The following is a 17,395-nucleotide window of genomic DNA, read 5'->3' on the forward strand; positions in this document are numbered from 1 at the left end:
TGTTGCGGTTTTAGATGCGGACGTTATGCTTTCCCAGTGATTGAGAAAACAGGAGCTTTTAAATGGAAGAACTTAATACGGGTTTGGATCAGGCAGGGAACTGGTTGGTGACACATCAGAACTTGTTTTTGCAGTATGCCGTGAATATTGTTGCAGCATTAGTGATCCTCATCGTTGGTCTGGTGATCGCGCGGGTTGTCTCCGGCACCATCAATAAACTGATGATTAAGCGTTCTATCGATTCAACCGTGGCAGATTTCCTGTCTGCGCTGGTTCGCTATGGCATTATCGCGTTCACGTTGATTGCGGTATTGAGTCGGGTTGGTGTACAGACGGCGTCGGTGATTGCCGTGCTGGGTGCGGCTGGTTTGGCTGTTGGTCTGGCATTGCAGGGGTCGTTAGCCAACTTTGCTGCGGGTGTTTTGCTGGTAATTTTCCGGCCTTTCCGTACCGGCGAATGGGTGGATTTGGGCGGCGTGTCCGGTTCGGTCACACAGGTACAGATCTTCTCAACGACGCTACGCACGTCTGATGGCAAAATTATCGTGGTTCCGAATGGTAAAATCATAGCTGGCAACATCATCAACAGCTCGCGTGAGCCGGATCGCCGTACAGAAATTATTGTCGGTGTGTCCTATGATGCTGATATTGACGTAGTGAAAAAGCTGCTTGGCGATATTGTCGCCGCTGACGATCGTATTCAGCATGATAAAGGCGTCACGATCCGCCTGAATGAAATGGCGGCGTCATCACTGAATTTTGTGGTATGGGTATGGACGACCAACGGCAATGCACAGGCGGTGTACTGGGATCTACTGGAAAGCTTTAAGCGCGTGCTGGATGAGCACCGTATCGGTATCCCTTATCCGCAGATGGATGTGCACCTACACAAGATTCAGGAACGCGCTGAATAATATGCTGTACCACAGGGGCCGGGCGGCCCCTGATTGATTCCTGCTTCTATTGTCCGTAATAGGCATCTTCCCCATGCTTACGCAGGTAGTGCTTATCCAGCAGAACTTGCTGCATAGCGGTAATACCTGGCGTCAACTGGCGTGAAAAAATGCCCATATAAGCTATCTCTTCTAGCACCACCGCATTATGTACCGCATTCTGTGCGTCTTTGCCCCAGGCGAATGGACCGTGTGCATTGACCAACACGGCAGGGATGTCTGTCGGGCTGATACTGCGCTGGCGGAAAGTTTCTATAATCACGTTGCCTGTTTCCTGCTCATAGTGCTGCGCAATTTCGTCCTGTGTCATCAATCGCGTACAGGGGATGGCTCCGTAGAAATAGTCAGCATGCGTGGTACCCCAGGCCGGGAGATCCAGACCCGCCTGTGCCCAGATGGTTGCGTGGCGCGAGTGCGTATGGACAATACCGCCTATTTCGGCAAAAGCACGGTATAACGCCAGATGTGTCGCCGTATCTGAGGAGGGTTTTTTGTTACCTTCGATAGTCTGTCCAGAGGCGAGGTCGACCACAACCATGTCATCTACGACCATATGTTCGTACTCCACGCCCGATGGTTTTATGACCACCAGACCGCGGTCGCGATCTACGACACTGACGTTACCCCAGGTAAAAGTCACCAGATTGTGACGCGGTAAATCCAGATTCGCTTCCAGAACCTGTTGCTTAAGTTGTTGTAACGTTAGCATGACATTCCCCCTTGTTGCATTTTCTGCTCGATCCAGCGGCGCGCCTGAACGATTTCAGCGACCGGTTCATCAGCCTTCTCCGTCCACATTTCAATCAGGAAAGCGCCACGATAGTTGAGTGCTTTCAACGTGCGAAAAACGGAAATAAAATCCACACAGCCCTCGCCGAATGGAACGTCGCGGAACTGTCCGGGCGAGGTTGCAGTAACAGCGAAGGTGTCTTTCAGATGGATAGCGGCAATGCGATCGATACCCAGCTGTAATTCTTGCGTGACATTGTTGCCCCAGGCGCTGAGGTTGCCGATGTCTGGGTAGACGGTAAACCACGGTGAAGCCAGGCAGGTATCCCAGGCTTTCCACTTACTGATAGAGTTCATAAAGGCGGTGTCCATGATCTCCACAGATAGCATCACCTGTGCGGCGGCGGCACGCTCAACCGCCCATTGCATCCCTTCGGTAAAACGCGCGAGCGTGCCTTCATCCTGCGGCTCGTAATAGACGTCATAACCAGCTAACTGAATGGTGCGAATGCCCACGTCGTTGGCCAGTTGAATGGCCTGATCCATGATCGTAAAGGCTCGTTGGCGCAGTGCTTCATCATGACTGCCGAACGGAAAACGCCGATGCCCGGATAAGCACATCGAAGGGATACGAATGCCGGTTTCCAGCATTGCATTGACCAGAGAAAGCCGCTGTTCCTTACTCCATAGCAGGCGGGCCAGACGTTCATCGCTTTCGTCTACCGACATTTCAACAAAGTCAAAACCACAGGCTTTTGCTAGCGCTAAGCGCTCTGGCCAGGTCAGGTGTTTCGGCAGGGCTTTTTCATAAATACCTAATGGGTGTTGACGCATATTAAGGCCTCCAGATGGCATCAATGGCGGCGCGAAATTGGCGAGCCGAGTTTACTGGGTCAGGTGCATCAGCCAGCGCCCGTCCGGCAATGAATGCCGTGACGGCGATATCGCTGAAAAGCGGCAGATCCGAAGGGGTAATCCCTCCGGTAATGGAGAGTTCGATGCCGAGGTCAGAAAGCGCTTTCATCGTGTCCAGATCCTGCTGGCCCCAGGTTTGACCGCTGGCTTGCGCATCTCGACCACGGTGGTAAATCGCTTGTTTGACACCCAGTGCGCGCCACGCTTTGGCATCTTCCAGTGTCCAGCGACCGAATAGCTCAATTTGGATCTCTCCCCGATGACGCTCTGCCACTTCCAGTGCGCTGGCCATGGTAGGCAAGGGTGCGGCGCAGATCACGGTCATCCAGTTTGCGCCGTGGGAAAAGGCTTGCTGCGCCAGCGTTGCGCCAGCGTCAGCGACTTTCAGATCGGCTACCAGCAGATGGTGAGGGCAGCACTCATGCAATTGGCTGACGGCCTGAATACCTGCGCTGATACACAAAATGGTGCCCGCCTCGATGATGTCAACATAGGGGTGGAGTAGTTCCACGGTGGTGAGTGCGGCATCCAGTCGGGTGTGGTCGAGCGCCAGTTGCAGGCGGGGTTGCATTGTCATGGTTTCTCCTTACCGGCGGGTTGCAGCGCTTTTAGCGCGTCGACGAGCGCCTGATAGTGTTGGTATTTTTTGTCGTAGGCCGTGCGAGCGCGTTCATCTGGGATAAGGCGCGTAATCTGTGGTGAGAGCGCCCGCTGAGCGGTGGTGACATCGCTAAAAGCACTACTGCCTACCATCGCTGCCATTGCTGCACCCAGACAGCCGGTTTCTTCTATCTGTGGGAGTTCGACAGGCAGGCCGCTGACGTCCGCAAACATCTGCATCCAGGGTACAGACTTGGCAGGGCCGCCAGTTATGCGCAACGCATCCACTTGAGGGAAACGCTGACGCATACAATTCAGGTGAGTCATGTGGCAAAACACCACGCCTTCGTAAATGGCCTGAACGAGATGTTCGCGTTGGTGGAACGCTTGCAGGCCGTAGAAGCTGGCACTCAGCCCTAACCCGGCGTTGGAACCATATAAAAAGGGAGCAAACAGCAGGTTACTGCCTGCTTTAGGAAGATGAGAAACCCAGTGATTGAGCTGAGCATAATCGACCCCTGAACCGTCACTCAGCCCCCATTGTTGGCAGAACCATTCCAGATTGGCAGCAGACGTAGGGCTGGCTTCGTGCACGATGTAGCGTCCTGCTTCCGCATGGCGGCCATAAACGAAGGGATGGTCGTAGCAATCAGCGAGAGTGTCGGTGATGCCGCTGGTGACCGACCATGTTCCCAGTACGGCATTGAGTCGAGTCTCGTCTTGAAGGCCTGCGCACAGGGCGGTGGAAACCACGTCGAATAGCCCACCGACGACGGGGGTTCCCGCCTGTAGCCCGGTTGCCCGTGCCGCTTCTGGAGTAATACGGCCTGCGATATCCGTAGAGCCGATGATTGGCGGTAATGCGCTGACGATTTCCGCAATCCCTAGCTGTTCTGCCAGTGCCGGATCGTAGAGACCTGTGCCCATGTTGTAGAGGTTGGATTCGGAGATATTAGTTTCTTCACAAGCCCGTTCTCCGGTCAGGCAGAAACGCAGGTAGTCGTGCGCCATGAACAGCGTGCCGATTTGCGCATAGCGTGTCGGCTGGTGGTCTTTAAGCCACCGCAGTAGCGAAACCGGATGGCCTGTCCACAGGGTCTGGCGGGTCTGAGGATAAAGCGCTTGCGGTATCCCCGCCTGCTGCCATGCCAGAACCTGTTCACGTGCGCGCTGATCGGATGACAGCATCGCATGACCTAGTGGTTTGTCATGCTTATCCAGCAAGAATAACCCTTTGCCTTGGGCAGAGATCCCCACGCCGGAAATAGCGCTGGCGGAGATCGCTGTTCTGTCCAGCAGTTCACGAATAACCTTGGCAGCGGTCTGCCACAGAGTGTGCATATCGCGCTCTGCCCAACCGGGTTGCGGTGTGGTAATCGGCAGATTGTGGCGTACGATGCCGTACTCTGTTCCGGTGACGTCATAGATCCCGGCTTTGATAAAGGTGCCGCCGCAATCGAGCCCCAGAAAATAATCCGTCATGCTGCCTCCGTGGACTCATCGCAGCGCGGTGGGAGCATCATGGCCAGTACGGCGGCAATCGCCAGTGAGATAGCCAGACTGTAGACGCCAACGTCCTTGTTAAAGGCTGAAATCAGGACACCGACCATATAAGGGCCGCAGAAGCCACCGAGGTTGCCGAGCGCATTAATAACACCGCGAGCGCCACCCGCGACTTCGGCATCAAACAACTTGGGAGGAATAGTCCAGAACACACCCGCGGCAGCCTGAATGAAGACGCCGCAGCCGACTAGCGCGGCATAGGACCACCAGATATGGCTTTTGAGCAAAACGGACAGTGCCATGCAAATGGCAAAACAGGCGAGTGGTAACGCGACGAAGACCTTACGTTTTCCTGAGTTATCGGACAGATAGGAGATGGTGAACATACCGACGATCGCCCCAATATAAGGCAAAATAGCCAACATGCCGACCTGTTCCATATTGCCATTGGTCAGCCCTTTCAGGATGGTGGGTAACCACAGTGTGTAGCCGTAAATGCCTGTCTGGTAAAAGAAATTCACCAAAATTAACTGCCACATCAACTTTTCGCGTAATACCCGATTTAGGGAAGCATTGCGGACAGTTTTGCCTTGCAGGGCCGCCTGTTCTTCCTGCAATGTATTGATCAGATACTCTTTTTCTGCCTGTGAAATCCATTTTGCTTCTTGCGGGCGGTTGCTGATGGTAAACCACCACAGCAGCATAACTACCAGTGAGACCCCTCCCTCAACCAGAAATAGCATGCGCCAATCCCAGGTTGTGATGACCCAGCCAGAAAGCGGGGCGGTCAAAATTCCGGCGATGGGCACAAACATGATGACAATCGCGTTGGCGCGGCCACGTTCCTTATCGGGGAACCAGTTGCTGATCATCGTTAGTACCACCGGGAGCATACCGCCTTCGGATACCCCCAGCGCAAAGCGCAAAAATAACAGCTGATACTGATTGGTCACCAGACCGGTCAATACCGAAATGACAGCCCAGGCCAGCAGTGACCAGCCGATAAACTTTTTACCGTTGCCGTGTACGGCGAGTTTGCCGCCTGGTACTTGTAAAAACAGATAGCCGATGAAGAAGATTCCGCCTGCGAGTCCGGCCATCGATGCCGTAATACCCAGTTCGTCATCCATGCCGCCTGGCATCGCGAAGGCAATATTGACGCGATCCATATAGGAAATAATGCAGGTAATCAAAATGGGCGGTACGATCCGCAACCAGCGTAATCGAGGAATGTTTGCCGTGGTGCGCAGGCTAGAAGAAACCGTGGCTGTATTCATATCTTTACCCTTCAACATGTTGCGTGCATGACGTGCTTCATTTGGGGCTTTTTCGCGCGTAGCGATCCCCGCACATGCCCGCAGGCATGTGTCGCGTTACACGGAAAAATCAGAAACGATTAGGGAACGTGAAAGTGTGCCATCGGTATCTTCACCACCACTTTGCGGATTGCGCAGGGCTGCTCGTGAATGCAGGCTGGACGATGCACATCCTGAGGAAAGAACACGGCAAAGTTGCCGGAATGCATGGTCAGCCATGACTCGTCATCAACATCCTGATAGAACAAGATATCGCGTTCTTCGTTCCATTCCTGATATACCGGATTACGGCCGTTATCGGTTACCACACCGATCAGTTCGGTTCCACTGACTAAAAATTGCACATCAATATTGTGGCGATGGACTTCGGGACGTAAGTCACTTTTAGTCTGCGTGTGCAGATCCAGTACCTGAACGGTATAACCTGTCTCTTCATCGAGGTAGCGGCCAGCCGGCAAGGCGTTGAAGTCGGTTTTTTGCAGGTAGGCCAGCGCACGGGCGACAGGCGCAGGATGCTGGCCAAAAAATGTATTGTCGATATGACCGAAGATCATGGGACGTCTCCTTGTTAAAGCGCCTGAATACGTGCCCATACCCGTTCATCAACCGGGATGCCGTCGCGCAAGTTTTCTTCACGAATTCGCGGAAACTTATGACCCGGCAAGCGGATAGCGACATCAGGTTGGGTGCGCTCGGCGCTGGTGATGTAATCCATTATGCGTTTCAGTTTTTCATCGCGGGTTTTACCGTCGATCAGCCTATCGATCTCAATGGCGATGAAGACCTGCGATACGCCATATTCGTCGCGATGATCCTCTGTGACTTCTGCGACAGATGCACCGCCTGACAGTAGGGTGGCGATCATGTCCAGCACAATAGACAGTGCCGAGCCTTTCCAGTAGCCCGCTGGGAGGATGCGCCTATTTTCCTCGATAATGACCGGATCGCGGGTCAAATTACCGTCGTTGTCGAACCCGCCATCAACGGGTAAGGTTTTGCCTGCCAGTCGGTTTATCTCCAGCGCGCCATAGGAAAACATCGACATCGACATATCCACCATGGTGATCGGCTTACTGGGAACGGCGACGATCAGTGGATTAGTACCGATGCGGCACGTTTTTGCTCCCCATGGCGGCATAACGGCGATGGAGTTAGTCCAGCAAATACCGATATAGCCTTTCTCGGCAGCTTGCCAGCCATAGCCGCCGCCACGCATCCAGTGGTTTGCATTGCGTAGCGCGACCATACCGATACCGTGTGTATCGGCCAACTGCATGGCGCGATCCATCATGCGGCGAGCCGTCAGATTACCAATACTCTGATGGGCATCCCACTGTTCGATAGCACCGAGTGAGAGCAGCTTGCTGGGTTCGGCACCGGCTACGATGTCACCAGCATCCAACTGCTGAATAAAGCGTGGGAAACGGTTTACACCGTGAGAATAAACACCGTCGGCGGAAGTATCGGCGAACAGCGTCGCGCAGGCATCGGCGGTCTCTTCCGCTACATTGCGCGCCAGTAAAACACGTTTGAACTGTTGCTTAAGGTCGTTGTAGCTCACTCTCATAACGCGTCTCCATGACGAAGATTGGGTTTCTTTTTGTTCGTCATATTTCACTATGCGAAATTGCATTTCAAATAAATGCTATACCTGTGCTTGCATGAAGTCAAAACGAGAGGTGATTAAATTTTCTTTTAAAAACATGTTGTTATTTTAATTTGGCGACTTTGTGATCGGTGACGCATTTTGGGCGGTGCTCGGAATACAGATGTGAGAAAGCAGGGTGAGAGACTCACCCTGTTAGTTACCCCACACGCGCAGTTTTACCAGTACGACTCTATCCCAATACGGTAAAGCGACGTCGTTGCCGTGATGTACAGCTCACTCCCTTCTGGCCCGCCGATAGTGCAGTTGGAAGCGCATTCCGGTACGTCTATTTTGCCGAGCTCATGGCCATCGGGGCTAAAAATCAGTACGCCGTCAGCGCAACTGCAAAACAGGTTGCCACTGCGATCAACACAGAAGCCGTCGGGAATACCCGGCTCTACACGGGCAAAAAACTGCCCCGCGCCCAGATGCTTTCCCTCAACTGGATAAATTCGCAGATCGCGCCGACCCAGCGTTGGGAAATCAATAATCGACATGTCTGCAATATATAAATGTGTTTCATCTGGCGAAAAGGCCAATCCGTTTGGGCGCTGGAGATCGCTGGCCGCGATGCTGAGTGAGCCATCGCGCGGATCGAAGCAGTAGACGTAGCAGCCAATGATCTGGCTTTCTGATTTGTAGCCTTCGTCATCGCTGGTAATGCCGTAGGGCGGATCGGTAAACCAGATCGTGCCATCGCTACGGATCGCCACATCGTTTGGCGAGTTGAAGCGTTTCCCATCAAAGCGGTCGACCAGGACATGAATATCGCCATTATTCTCACGACGGCTGATAGCTCGCCGGCCATGTTCGCAGCTCACGACGCGTCCTTGCGCATCAAGTGCATTGCCGTTTGCGTAGTGGGATGGAGATCGCCAGAGAGTGACGTCGCCATTACGCGACCAGATAAACATCCGGTTTCCTTTTACATCACTAAAGACCACGGCATCCTGCTGTGGCAACCATACTGGGCCTTCGGCCCAGATGGCGGGAGAACACAGACGCTCAAGTTGTTGTGTCATGCTGGGTTCTCCACTTATTTCACACCCCAGATTGCCCGATAATGGCCTTGATAATCATTTTGCGGGTCATACAAGTTGTTATTACCACCGTCGTTCGCGACGTTTTCGGCGGTTACCAAATGTGCCGGGGTGACATAGCCAGAAGGCGGCTGTTTGGCAAAAGCGCGGTTAAACTCATCTAGCAACTGCCAGCCGTGCAGCTTCAGAGGCTCTGGCACGGTGGCTGACTGGCTATCGCCGGAGCGAATACGTTGATAGGCAGAGATGGAACCATCGCCAGCCGAAATGTTGTACGGTGCATTTTTACCGCCTTTACCCGCCGTTTTTAACGACGGTGCCATGAAATCAAAATACAGGTCGTTAATTGCCAGCGAATACTGGAAGCTGTCGCCATATTTCTGTAACAGACTAAACGTCATGGCAGGCATGCGGTTTGCGGTATCAGCGAGCGGTGTGTCGATGAATTCCACTACCTTGCAACCGCTGCATTTACCTATTTCGTCTTTCATGACGTTGGCTTTATCAAGAGCGATTTGGTAAAGAGAATCGGTAAAGATTAAGACATTGGCTTTTCCACCAGATTTAACGATGGCGTATTGCGCGGCGATGCGGGCGACGTCATTCGAATCGGATGTCACGTTGTAGAAAATATCGTATTTTGGCAAGGGGCCCGGCTCGGGTACGGCATGCCATGCAGTCAGAATAATGCCTTGTTGAATGGCTTTCTTCAGCGGGATTTTGGCGACATTCGGGTTCCAGCCACCAATAACAATGCCATCTGGCTTCTGAGCGATCGCCTGATTGAGCGAGGCCAATTGATCTTTGACGGAACCGCCACCGTCCAACGTTTCCAGCTTCCAGCCTGCGGCTTTGGCTGCTTCGCTCAGCCCTTGCTGCACGCCTTGAACACCGCCATTTTTCATATCGGAAGCAATAAAAATAATCTTCTTATTCGGCTGTAACTGTGGCCCCTGAGTCGGGCCATCCCACTGTGTGCTGCTGGTGGTCGCTTTTGCAACGGCTGCCGTTGCCCGATCGAGATAGCTATCAGCCCACGTTGACTGGCTGCTTAATAACACGGTGGTCAGTCCTGATAACAGCAAAAAACGTTTCATAGGGTGTGCTCCTGTTAGGGATGTGTCACGTTATGGTTATTGTTTTCTGGAGGCGTGCTTTTCTGATGAGAAGGCTCCTGGTGATGGCGCTGTGGTGAGCCAGCCTGACGACGTTGTACGGCTTTTTGATTCAATAAGCGGCGGCGCTGGGCATAGCCTGCCAGCGTGATCGAGAGCAGCAGAGTGGCTCCGTTAAATAACGGCTCAACCCAGAATTCACCGCCAAACTGCTGGATACCGGCGATACCAATCGCAAGAATGGCGATGCCGATAACCGTTCCCCAGACGTTCACTCGACCGGGGCGAAGCGTGGTACTGCCAAGGAACGCACCAACCAGCGCAGGCAAGAGATAATCCATACCCACACTAGCCTGTCCGACCCCTTGTTCTGCGGCGATTAACACGCCGCTAAAGCCAGTCAATACGCTGGAAGTGATGAAGGCACCGATAGTAAAACGGTTAACGGAAATCCCATTGAGCCGTGCTGCGGCAGGATTGCCCCCTACGGCATACATGCAGCGGCCAAGAGGCGTATGTTCAGTGACGAGCCATAAGACAATGGCGACAAGCAGGACATAGAAGGCAACGATAGGGATTCCGCCGATCTCGGTATGGTGCAGAGCAATAAAAGCATCGGGTAGATCGCCAACAATCTGGCGGCCGCCCGAATGCCACAGTGCTACGGCGTACAGTACGGTGCCAGACCCCAGCGTGGCGACGAAGCTATCGATATCGGCTAATGCCACCAGAATGCCGTTGAGCAAACCGTATAGCGCTGAAATGACCAGTACCGTCAGCACGGCCATCTGCCATGAGAAGCCGTATTCCACCTGAAGCGTAATCGCCAGAATGTGCCAGAGCACGATGCCAAAACCGACGTTGAGATCGATCTTTCCGACGATCATTGGAATCGTCGCGGCCAGTGCCAGCAGGGCGATTTTGGCTTTGCTGGAGAGGATTGCCTGTAGCGTCAACATGGAAGCGAATGACGGCGTTGCGAGTGAAAATAGAATAACCAGCGCGATGCACAGTAACAGCAAGCCATAGCGGGTCAGAATTTGCATCAGCCAAGGGCCAGCACCATCCTGTGCCAGACTCACTCGCTGCTCTAGCGCCGTTGATTTTACCGATGTTTTATTAGACATTATTTTCTTCCTTCGAACAGGTGAGGCTGTGTGAGCGTCTAGAATTTTTTACTGTCGATTCAGTTCGCCTGTGCAATAACGTGCCATTCAGGCCGAAGCCGTGGTTTCTGCCATACTGGCAGATGCCAATTCCAATAAGTTGGCGAAAGAAACCTGTTGATTTTTGAGTTCGCCGACGACATTGCCCCGATTGAAAACCAGTGCACGATTGCAAATGTGGGCGATCTCCTCGAAATCATTGGAGATCACCAGCACCGCAATGCCCTCCGCCAGTGACTTATTCAATAGATGGTAAATTTCGGCGCGGGCACCGACATCAACGCCCGCAGTGGGATCTTCCAGGATCAGCAGCGGTGCTCCGAGGTGCATCCAGCGTGCCATCACCACTTTCTGTTGGTTGCCGCCGGACAGTGCACTGATGTCGATATTGACGTTTTTGGGGCGAACATCGAACAGTTGTACTTTCCACCAGCTTGCCCCTATCTCTTCGCGGCGGCTGTAGCGTGAAAAGAGCTTATGTCCACTGGCGCAGGGGTTGATAAACAGGTTCTCGCGTACGCTCATCGACATCACCAGGCTTTCATTGGTGCGATCGCCTGCGACCAGCGATACGCCGTGAGCCATCGCCTGTTGCGGTGAGCTAGCGTGGTAAGGTGTATCACGAAACTGAATTTCTCCGCTGTCGCATTGGCGTAGCCCGAACAGCAAACGGCCTATCTCTTCCTGGCCTGCGCCGCGCAGACCAGCCAGTGCGAGCATTTCCCCCGGTTGCAGGCTAAAGCTGACCGGGCCGATATCGCCTACAGTCACATTTTTTACTTGTAGAACAGGAGAGGAAGGAGCAGGTAAGGGTTCGCGCTGATCGCCGGGCATGGCTTCACCCACAATCAATTGCACCAGATCGCGCAGCGAATAATCCGCCGTTCTACCGCCTGCGACATAGCGGCCATCACGCATGACGCAGACACGATCGGCGATGTCGATCACTTCATCCAGTCGATGAGTGACGTAAATCATGCCCACTTTTTTCGCACGCAATCGGTTAATAACGGAAAAAAGATGGCGGACATCATTTGCCGGAAGCGAGGCGGTGGGTTCATCCAGCACCAGCAGTTCGGCATTCACGGCGACGGCTCGCGCGATGGCGAGTAGTGATTTTTCCGTACGCGAGAGTTCGAACACACGAGCATCGGGATCGAGTGCGATCCCGACATCTTGTAGCGCCTGGCTGGCACGCAGACGGATCGCACGCCAGTCAATTAATCCAAAACGGCGTGGAAACCCCATGACCAGTGCCATGTTTTCCGCCACCGTCATCCACTCGATCAGCCCCAGATCCTGATGAATAAACGCAATAGGCTGGAGGCCATCACTTTTTATCGCTGCGGCTGACGTTATGCTGGTTCCACGGAATTGAATATCACCGCCATCGCAGGGGTAGACGCCTGCGAGGACTTTAATGAGTGTCGATTTCCCCGCGCCATTTTCGCCCAGTAGCGCGAGCACCTCGCCCGGCATGACCTGAAGACTGACATCATTAACGGCAATATTGCCGCCAAAGCGTTTAGTGATATGGCTAAGCGCAAGTATGGGTTGATCCGCATTGGTTTGATTCATGTGATTCGCCCTTGTGTTCAGCACACGCTGCGATGCGGTGCAAAATCGTTAAGCAACCTGTTCCCGCTGATTCTGGGCGGTAAACACCCTGAAGATGGTGTGGCAGGAATGAAATCAGCAATGATTTGTCGTTTTAATGAACTTTATATTTCAATATGCGAAATTCAATTTCAAAAACAATATACCGAAGATTGCGCTAAAGCAAAGGCAAAGGGGTTTTAAATCTTATTTAAAAACAATGGCTTATTTTTGTTGTTTCGTATTTGTGATGTACTGCTCACTTCATGGGCAGGGGAGGGTTGCGTATTCAGGGAGCCATTCCGACAATGAAACGGCGTTCCACTTCAACTCATGCAGGCCTTGCGGTAACATTGCTATTCTTAAGCGAAATGGATGGCGGCGACACACTGCGTTGCAGCAGCTTCTGTGCAAGCACAGCCTAGCCCCTTGTTCTGGAGATCAGTTATGAGCCCGAAAGCTGTTAATGAGAAAGACGATCAAAAAGAAAAACCGCTGGGGAGTCAGAGTCTATTTCGTGGTTTACAATTGATTGAAATTCTGAGTAATTTTCCTAACGGTTGTCCACTCGCCCATTTGTCTGAACTAGCGGGTATGAACAAAAGTACCGTACACCGATTGCTACAGGGGCTGCACACCAGCGGCTATGTCACGCAGGCACCTTCACCGGGCAGCTATCGTCTGACGACCAAATTTATCTCCATTGGGCAGAAAGCATTATCTTCTCTGAATATTATTCACGTTGCTTCGCCTCATCTGGTGCAACTGAATCTGGAAGTGGGGGAAACGGTAAACTTTTCCAGCCGTGAAGACGATCATGTCATCCTGATCTACAAGTTGGAGCCGACGACGGGCATGATGCGCACCCGCGCTTACATCGGTCAGCACATGCCGCTTTACTGTTCCGCCATGGGAAAAATTTTTATGGCGTATGGTAAAAGCGACTACCCTGCGTACTATTGGCAAACTCACCAGAGTGATATTCAGCCCCTCACGCGGAATACCATCACAGAGCTGCCGAAGATGTATGAAGAGCTGGAAGATATTCGTCAGAAAGGATTGGCGATGGATCGTGAGGAAAATGAGCTTGGCGTATCCTGCATTGCCGCACCGGTATTTGATATTCAGCAGCGGGTTCCTTATGCGGTATCAGTATCGTTGCCTACCGCCAAGCTACAGCAAATCGGTATGAAATCGCTGGTTAAGCCAGTTATCGCTACCGCCCAGCGTATTTCTCTGGAACTGGGTTTTGTCACCCCCGATTAAGCATTAGGCTGACTAATGCCTGATTAGAAATATCCATTTCATCTAATGATTTTCCCTTCGTATGATGTGCGTGTGAAATCGGCATGCGCCGCTACTGGCGCTTTATTTACGAGGAAAATCATGTTTGCTGTTTTTCTGCAAGGCGTTCTGTTAGGCGCAGCGATGATTCTGCCATTGGGTCCACAGAATGCATTCGTCATGAATCAGGGAATTCGCCGACAGTATCACTTGATGGTGGCGCTGCTATGTGCTGTGAGTGACATGGTGTTGATTAGCGCGGGTATTTTTGGGGGTAGCGCGCTGCTCAGCCAGTCTTCGTTATTGTTAGGAGCGGTGACCTGGGGCGGCGTTGCGTTTTTGCTCTGGTTCGGCTGGGGAGCAATGAGAACGGCCTTCAGCAAGAATATTACGCTAGCCAGTGCTGACGTTATGAAGCAGAGCCGCTGGCGTATTATTGCCACTATGTTGGCAGTGACCTGGCTTAATCCGCACGTCTATCTGGATACCTTTGTGGTGTTGGGGAGCTTGGGGAGTCAGTTTACGGATAATGATCGAAGCTGGTTTGCGCTGGGGACGATAACGGCTTCCTTTACCTGGTTCTTTGCGTTGGCATTATTGGCAGCCTGGCTGGCACCGTGGCTGAATACGCCTCGGGTACAGCGAGCTATCAACTTTTTTGTCGGTGTAGTGATGTGGGGAATCGCTTTACAGTTGGCGCGTCATGGCTGGCAATAATGATTCCGATTTACGCTATGTTTCAGAAATTCACCTATATTGTGTGGAGTCGGTAATACGTTATGTTGTCTGGTAAAGATACCCTTCTTGTATCTTTCATTCTGGAACGTGCTGTGTCGAGGCAGGAAGAACCTGCCGGGCCACATGCGTGACGAAACATAAGTAAGGAGAGAGCGTGAAGCGAGGTATGATGAAGCTCAATGCACTGGCGCTGGCCACCGCACTAGGATTTGGCGGCGCATCGATGGCCGTACAGGCTGCGGAACTGCCGGATGGTCCGCATATCGTGACGTCGGGGACATCCAGCGTAGACGCGACACCCGATATTGCGCGTCTGGCAATTGAAGTGAGTGTGTCATCAAAGGATGCAGCGGACGCGAAAAAGCAGGTTGATGCTCGCGTTGCACAATATTTTGATTTTCTGAGTAAAAACGGCATTGAGAAAAAAGACATTAATGCAGCAAATTTACGCACGCAGCCAGAATATGACTATCTGAAAACCGGCGGTTCGGTGCTGAAAGGCTATCGTGCGGTGCGTCAGGTGGAAGTGACGCTGCGTCAATTAGATAAACTGAACGAACTGCTAGATGGTGCGTTGAAATCGGGGCTGAATGAAATTCGCACGGTGGAACTGGGCGTTGCTAACCCGGAAACGTATCGCGATGAAGCGCGTAAGCAAGCCATCGAGCAGGCGACGAATCAGGCTGCGTCGTTGGCACAGGGCTTCAACGCCAAGCTGGGGCCGATCTACAGCGTTCGCTACCATGTTGCCAACTATCAGCCGATGCCAATGGCACGGATGTTTAAAACGGCAGATGCGGCAGCACAAAGCGAAGCGGCGCAAACGTATGAACAACAAACCATTCACTTTGACGATCAGGTGGATGTTGTATTTGAGTTGCAGCGCACGCAATAAGTGATGTGCTAGCGAATTGATCGTACTAACAGGCCTGTTCAGACAGGCCTGTTGGATTTTATCACGACTCAGGAGCGCGACTTCAGTACGTTATGACTGTCTCAGAACCTGATGGCCGTGTGAGAGCAGGGCATCCGTTACTTTCCTCATCATCCGACTTTCCGGCGCGAAGCGATGCCAGTAGAGCATCCGGCGCTGAAATAGCCCCGGCGTCAGGTCGACTAATTCGTTGTTGGCAAGTTCTCTCTCGATTTGCAGATGGGGGATCATGCAGCAGGTTGTGCCCTGTCTTGCCAGTTGTACGAAGGCTTCCGATGAATTCACGATATGGCAGGGAACGCTGCCCGGCGACAAATCAAAGTTCTGTTGTAAAAAAGCCTGATGCATGTCATCCAGATGATCGAAGGCGACGGCGGGCGCGCGCAGCAGCGCCGAGCGAGTCACACCATTTGGGAAATAGCGAGCAGCAAAGGCTGGCGACGCGACAAACAGATAATCCAGTGCGCCCAGCTTATCCACCAGACAGCTCGGTAACGGCTGAGACTGAATACTCACTGCACCGACCACTTCACCCCGACGCAATCTTTCCTGGGTGCGCGTTTCATCCTCGACTTGCAAATTAAGGCGAATCGGTGAATCCACCAGCACTGGCTGTAACGCGGGCAGCAACCAGGTCGCCAGGCTGTCGGCGTTTACCGCCAGCGATAGTAGCAGTGGAATATCGCTGCTGGTTTCATTTCCCAGCCACTCTTCTTCCAGTAACTCTACCTGATGAAGCAGAGCCAGGAGCTTTTGCCCTTGTTCCGTTGGACGAGGTGGGATAGTTCTGACCAGCAGCGGCTGGCCGAACAGATTTTCCAACTGCTTAATACGCTGTGAAACGGCAGATTGGGTAATACACAATTTTTGGGCAGCGCGTTCAAAACCACGTTCGCGGATGACAGCATCCAGAGCCTGAAGCGTTCGATAGTCCGGGCGTTTCATGAAAGTCAAAATCCCCTGAATGAGTCTATTTTTTTTCACTATGCCACATTTTGCTGATTTGCCATGCAGAAATCTTATTTTTGGCTGTTGTGCGCAATCACGATTCAGCACGATATGAGGGAAATTGATGTGCATGAAATAATGCAGCGGCGGTGAAGTGAATTTGCACGCTTTCCCCAACGCGCATGTTCTATAATACGCACACGTTTTCGTATATCGATTCTACAGGCCAAAAGCAGATTATGACGCAAGATGAACTGAAAAAAGCAGTGGGATGGGCAGCGCTTGACTATGTTCGCCCTGACACCATTGTGGGAGTAGGAACCGGATCGACGGCAGCTCACTTTATTGATGCGCTGGGTTCGATAAAGCATCAGATCAAAGGCGCGGTTTCCAGCTCGGATGCCTCAACGGAAAAGTTGAAAAGTCTGGGTATTCCCGTTTTTGATGCCAATGATGTGGATTCGCTGGATGTTTATGTGGACGGCGCGGATGAGATCAACGGGCACATGCAGATGATTAAAGGCGGTGGAGCGGCGTTGACCCGTGAGAAAATCATTTCGGCACTGTCGCGTCAGTTCATCTGCATTGTTGATGCATCAAAACAGGTTGATGTACTGGGTAAATTCCCGTTGCCGGTTGAAGTCATTCCGATGGCGCGTTCTTACGTTGCCCGTGAACTCGTGAAACTGGGTGGGCAGCCGGAATATCGCCAGGGTGTGGTGACGGATAACGGCAACGTCATTTTGGACGTACACAACCTGAATATCATGGATGCTGTCGCGGTAGAAAACCACATTAATGGTATCCCTGGTGTGGTGACCGTTGGGTTGTTTGCCAACCGCGGTGCGGATGTGGCGTTAGTCGGCACGCCTGATGGTGTAAAAACCGTCGTTAAATGAGTGAGTGATTG

18 protein-coding genes are annotated in these 17,395 nt (G+C 52.5%); 6 read left to right on the forward strand and 12 right to left on the reverse strand.

Annotated elements, in window-relative coordinates; translation table 11 throughout:
• The first annotated feature begins 62 nt into the window (after positions 1 to 62).
• Complete coding sequence (mscS, locus tag KP22_RS10460; RefSeq protein ID WP_039305507.1) at positions 63 to 914, forward strand: small-conductance mechanosensitive channel MscS; 852 nt, start codon at positions 63 to 65, stop codon at positions 912 to 914.
• A gap of 46 nt (positions 915 to 960) precedes the next feature.
• Here the strand turns inward: mscS and araD are convergent, their stop codons facing one another.
• The 11 genes from araD to KP22_RS10515 form a co-directional block, all read right to left on the reverse strand.
• On the reverse strand, positions 961 to 1,662 hold the full coding sequence (gene araD, locus KP22_RS10465; RefSeq protein ID WP_039305510.1) for an L-ribulose-5-phosphate 4-epimerase: 702 nt from the start codon (positions 1,660 to 1,662) through the stop codon (positions 961 to 963).
• Positions 1,656 to 2,516 carry an L-ribulose-5-phosphate 3-epimerase gene (locus KP22_RS10470; RefSeq protein WP_039305513.1) on the reverse strand — a complete coding sequence of 287 codons (861 nt, stop codon included), beginning with the start codon at positions 2,514 to 2,516 and terminating at the stop codon, positions 1,656 to 1,658. The genes araD and KP22_RS10470 overlap by 7 nt, the downstream gene beginning before the upstream one ends.
• Before the next feature lies 1 nt (position 2,517).
• The gene (gene ulaD / locus KP22_RS10475) at positions 2,518 to 3,174 is read right to left on the reverse strand and encodes a 3-keto-L-gulonate-6-phosphate decarboxylase UlaD (protein WP_039305516.1); all 657 of its coding nucleotides are present in this window, start codon (positions 3,172 to 3,174) and stop codon (positions 2,518 to 2,520) included.
• A complete protein-coding gene (locus KP22_RS10480; RefSeq protein ID WP_039324146.1) occupies positions 3,171 to 4,679 on the reverse strand; it encodes an FGGY-family carbohydrate kinase in 1,509 nt (502 codons plus the stop codon). The genes ulaD and KP22_RS10480 overlap by 4 nt, the downstream gene beginning before the upstream one ends.
• Positions 4,676 to 5,977 carry an MFS transporter gene (locus KP22_RS10485; protein WP_039305997.1) on the reverse strand — a complete coding sequence of 434 codons (1,302 nt, stop codon included), beginning with the start codon at positions 5,975 to 5,977 and terminating at the stop codon, positions 4,676 to 4,678. Before KP22_RS10485 ends, KP22_RS10480 begins: the two co-directional genes overlap by 4 nt.
• A 119-nt stretch (positions 5,978 to 6,096) precedes the next feature.
• The gene (locus KP22_RS10490) at positions 6,097 to 6,570 is read right to left on the reverse strand and encodes a NanQ anomerase/TabA/YiaL family protein (RefSeq protein ID WP_039305522.1); all 474 of its coding nucleotides are present in this window, start codon (positions 6,568 to 6,570) and stop codon (positions 6,097 to 6,099) included.
• A 14-nt stretch (positions 6,571 to 6,584) separates the two neighbouring features.
• Positions 6,585 to 7,583, reverse strand: coding sequence for a 3-dehydro-L-gulonate 2-dehydrogenase (gene yiaK, locus KP22_RS10495; RefSeq protein WP_039305525.1), 999 nt, complete (start codon positions 7,581 to 7,583; stop codon positions 6,585 to 6,587).
• A 257-nt stretch (positions 7,584 to 7,840) separates the two neighbouring features.
• Positions 7,841 to 8,686, reverse strand: a complete 846-nt coding sequence (locus tag KP22_RS10500; protein WP_039324149.1) for an SMP-30/gluconolactonase/LRE family protein — start codon at positions 8,684 to 8,686, stop codon at positions 7,841 to 7,843.
• A 14-nt stretch (positions 8,687 to 8,700) separates the two neighbouring features.
• Positions 8,701 to 9,801: an ABC transporter substrate-binding protein gene (locus KP22_RS10505; protein WP_039305532.1), complete on the reverse strand. Its 1,101-nt coding sequence runs from the start codon at positions 9,799 to 9,801 to the stop codon at positions 8,701 to 8,703.
• 14 nt (positions 9,802 to 9,815) lie between these two features.
• On the reverse strand, positions 9,816 to 10,946 hold the full coding sequence (locus tag KP22_RS10510) for an ABC transporter permease (protein WP_039324152.1): 1,131 nt from the start codon (positions 10,944 to 10,946) through the stop codon (positions 9,816 to 9,818).
• An 87-nt stretch (positions 10,947 to 11,033) separates the two neighbouring features.
• Positions 11,034 to 12,563 carry a sugar ABC transporter ATP-binding protein gene (locus tag KP22_RS10515; RefSeq protein ID WP_039324154.1) on the reverse strand — a complete coding sequence of 510 codons (1,530 nt, stop codon included), beginning with the start codon at positions 12,561 to 12,563 and terminating at the stop codon, positions 11,034 to 11,036.
• Between KP22_RS10515 and KP22_RS10520 the strand changes: the two genes are divergently transcribed.
• The 4 genes from KP22_RS10520 to KP22_RS10535 all read left to right on the forward strand — a co-directional run bounded on the left by KP22_RS10520 (position 12,519) and on the right by KP22_RS10535 (position 15,498).
• Positions 12,519 to 12,785 carry a hypothetical protein gene (locus tag KP22_RS10520; RefSeq protein WP_156107274.1) on the forward strand — a complete coding sequence of 89 codons (267 nt, stop codon included), beginning with the start codon at positions 12,519 to 12,521 and terminating at the stop codon, positions 12,783 to 12,785. The genes KP22_RS10515 and KP22_RS10520 overlap by 45 nt on opposite strands.
• Positions 12,786 to 13,028: 243 nt before the next feature.
• Entirely contained in the window at positions 13,029 to 13,847 is an 819-nt protein-coding gene (locus tag KP22_RS10525; protein ID WP_015841816.1) for an IclR family transcriptional regulator, read from the forward strand.
• A 120-nt stretch (positions 13,848 to 13,967) separates the two neighbouring features.
• Complete coding sequence (gene argO / locus KP22_RS10530; protein WP_039305545.1) at positions 13,968 to 14,582, forward strand: arginine exporter ArgO; 615 nt, start codon at positions 13,968 to 13,970, stop codon at positions 14,580 to 14,582.
• A gap of 190 nt (positions 14,583 to 14,772) precedes the next feature.
• On the forward strand, positions 14,773 to 15,498 hold the full coding sequence (locus KP22_RS10535) for an oxidative stress defense protein (protein WP_039324460.1): 726 nt from the start codon (positions 14,773 to 14,775) through the stop codon (positions 15,496 to 15,498).
• A 90-nt stretch (positions 15,499 to 15,588) separates the two neighbouring features.
• On the opposite strand, the gene KP22_RS10540 is transcribed toward KP22_RS10535, so the two are convergent.
• The gene (locus tag KP22_RS10540; protein WP_039305548.1) at positions 15,589 to 16,482 is read right to left on the reverse strand and encodes a LysR family transcriptional regulator ArgP; all 894 of its coding nucleotides are present in this window, start codon (positions 16,480 to 16,482) and stop codon (positions 15,589 to 15,591) included.
• Between the two features lie 242 nt (positions 16,483 to 16,724).
• On the opposite strand from KP22_RS10540, the gene rpiA reads away from it, so the two are divergent.
• On the forward strand, positions 16,725 to 17,384 hold the full coding sequence (rpiA, locus tag KP22_RS10545) for a ribose-5-phosphate isomerase RpiA (protein ID WP_039306005.1): 660 nt from the start codon (positions 16,725 to 16,727) through the stop codon (positions 17,382 to 17,384).
• The last annotated feature ends 11 nt before the right edge of the window (positions 17,385 to 17,395 follow it).

Source organism: Pectobacterium betavasculorum (assembly GCF_000749845.1).
Taxonomy (GTDB): Bacteria; Pseudomonadota; Gammaproteobacteria; order Enterobacterales; family Enterobacteriaceae; genus Pectobacterium; species Pectobacterium betavasculorum.

Bases quoted from the DNA above. Each gene is read 5' to 3' on its own strand.
- KP22_RS10535 (WP_039324460.1), top strand. From the start codon at position 14,773: ATGAAGCTCAATGCACTGGCGCTGGCCACCGCACTAGGATTTGGCGGC.
- rpiA (WP_039306005.1), top strand. From the start codon at position 16,725: ATGACGCAAGATGAACTGAAAAAAGCAGTGGGATGGGCAGCGCTTGAC.
- ulaD (WP_039305516.1), bottom strand. From the start codon at position 3,174: ATGACAATGCAACCCCGCCTGCAACTGGCGCTCGACCACACCCGACTG.
- KP22_RS10520 (WP_156107274.1), top strand. From the start codon at position 12,519: ATGGCTAAGCGCAAGTATGGGTTGATCCGCATTGGTTTGATTCATGTG.
- KP22_RS10480 (WP_039324146.1), bottom strand. From the start codon at position 4,679: ATGACGGATTATTTTCTGGGGCTCGATTGCGGCGGCACCTTTATCAAA.
- yiaK (WP_039305525.1), bottom strand. From the start codon at position 7,583: ATGAGAGTGAGCTACAACGACCTTAAGCAACAGTTCAAACGTGTTTTA.
- KP22_RS10470 (WP_039305513.1), bottom strand. From the start codon at position 2,516: ATGCGTCAACACCCATTAGGTATTTATGAAAAAGCCCTGCCGAAACAC.
- KP22_RS10485 (WP_039305997.1), bottom strand. From the start codon at position 5,977: ATGAATACAGCCACGGTTTCTTCTAGCCTGCGCACCACGGCAAACATT.
- KP22_RS10515 (WP_039324154.1), bottom strand. From the start codon at position 12,563: ATGAATCAAACCAATGCGGATCAACCCATACTTGCGCTTAGCCATATC.
- KP22_RS10490 (WP_039305522.1), bottom strand. From the start codon at position 6,570: ATGATCTTCGGTCATATCGACAATACATTTTTTGGCCAGCATCCTGCG.
- mscS (WP_039305507.1), top strand. From the start codon at position 63: ATGGAAGAACTTAATACGGGTTTGGATCAGGCAGGGAACTGGTTGGTG.
- KP22_RS10525 (WP_015841816.1), top strand. From the start codon at position 13,029: ATGAGCCCGAAAGCTGTTAATGAGAAAGACGATCAAAAAGAAAAACCG.
- KP22_RS10505 (WP_039305532.1), bottom strand. From the start codon at position 9,801: ATGAAACGTTTTTTGCTGTTATCAGGACTGACCACCGTGTTATTAAGC.
- araD (WP_039305510.1), bottom strand. From the start codon at position 1,662: ATGCTAACGTTACAACAACTTAAGCAACAGGTTCTGGAAGCGAATCTG.
- KP22_RS10500 (WP_039324149.1), bottom strand. From the start codon at position 8,686: ATGACACAACAACTTGAGCGTCTGTGTTCTCCCGCCATCTGGGCCGAA.
- KP22_RS10510 (WP_039324152.1), bottom strand. From the start codon at position 10,946: ATGTCTAATAAAACATCGGTAAAATCAACGGCGCTAGAGCAGCGAGTG.
- argO (WP_039305545.1), top strand. From the start codon at position 13,968: ATGTTTGCTGTTTTTCTGCAAGGCGTTCTGTTAGGCGCAGCGATGATT.
- KP22_RS10540 (WP_039305548.1), bottom strand. From the start codon at position 16,482: ATGAAACGCCCGGACTATCGAACGCTTCAGGCTCTGGATGCTGTCATC.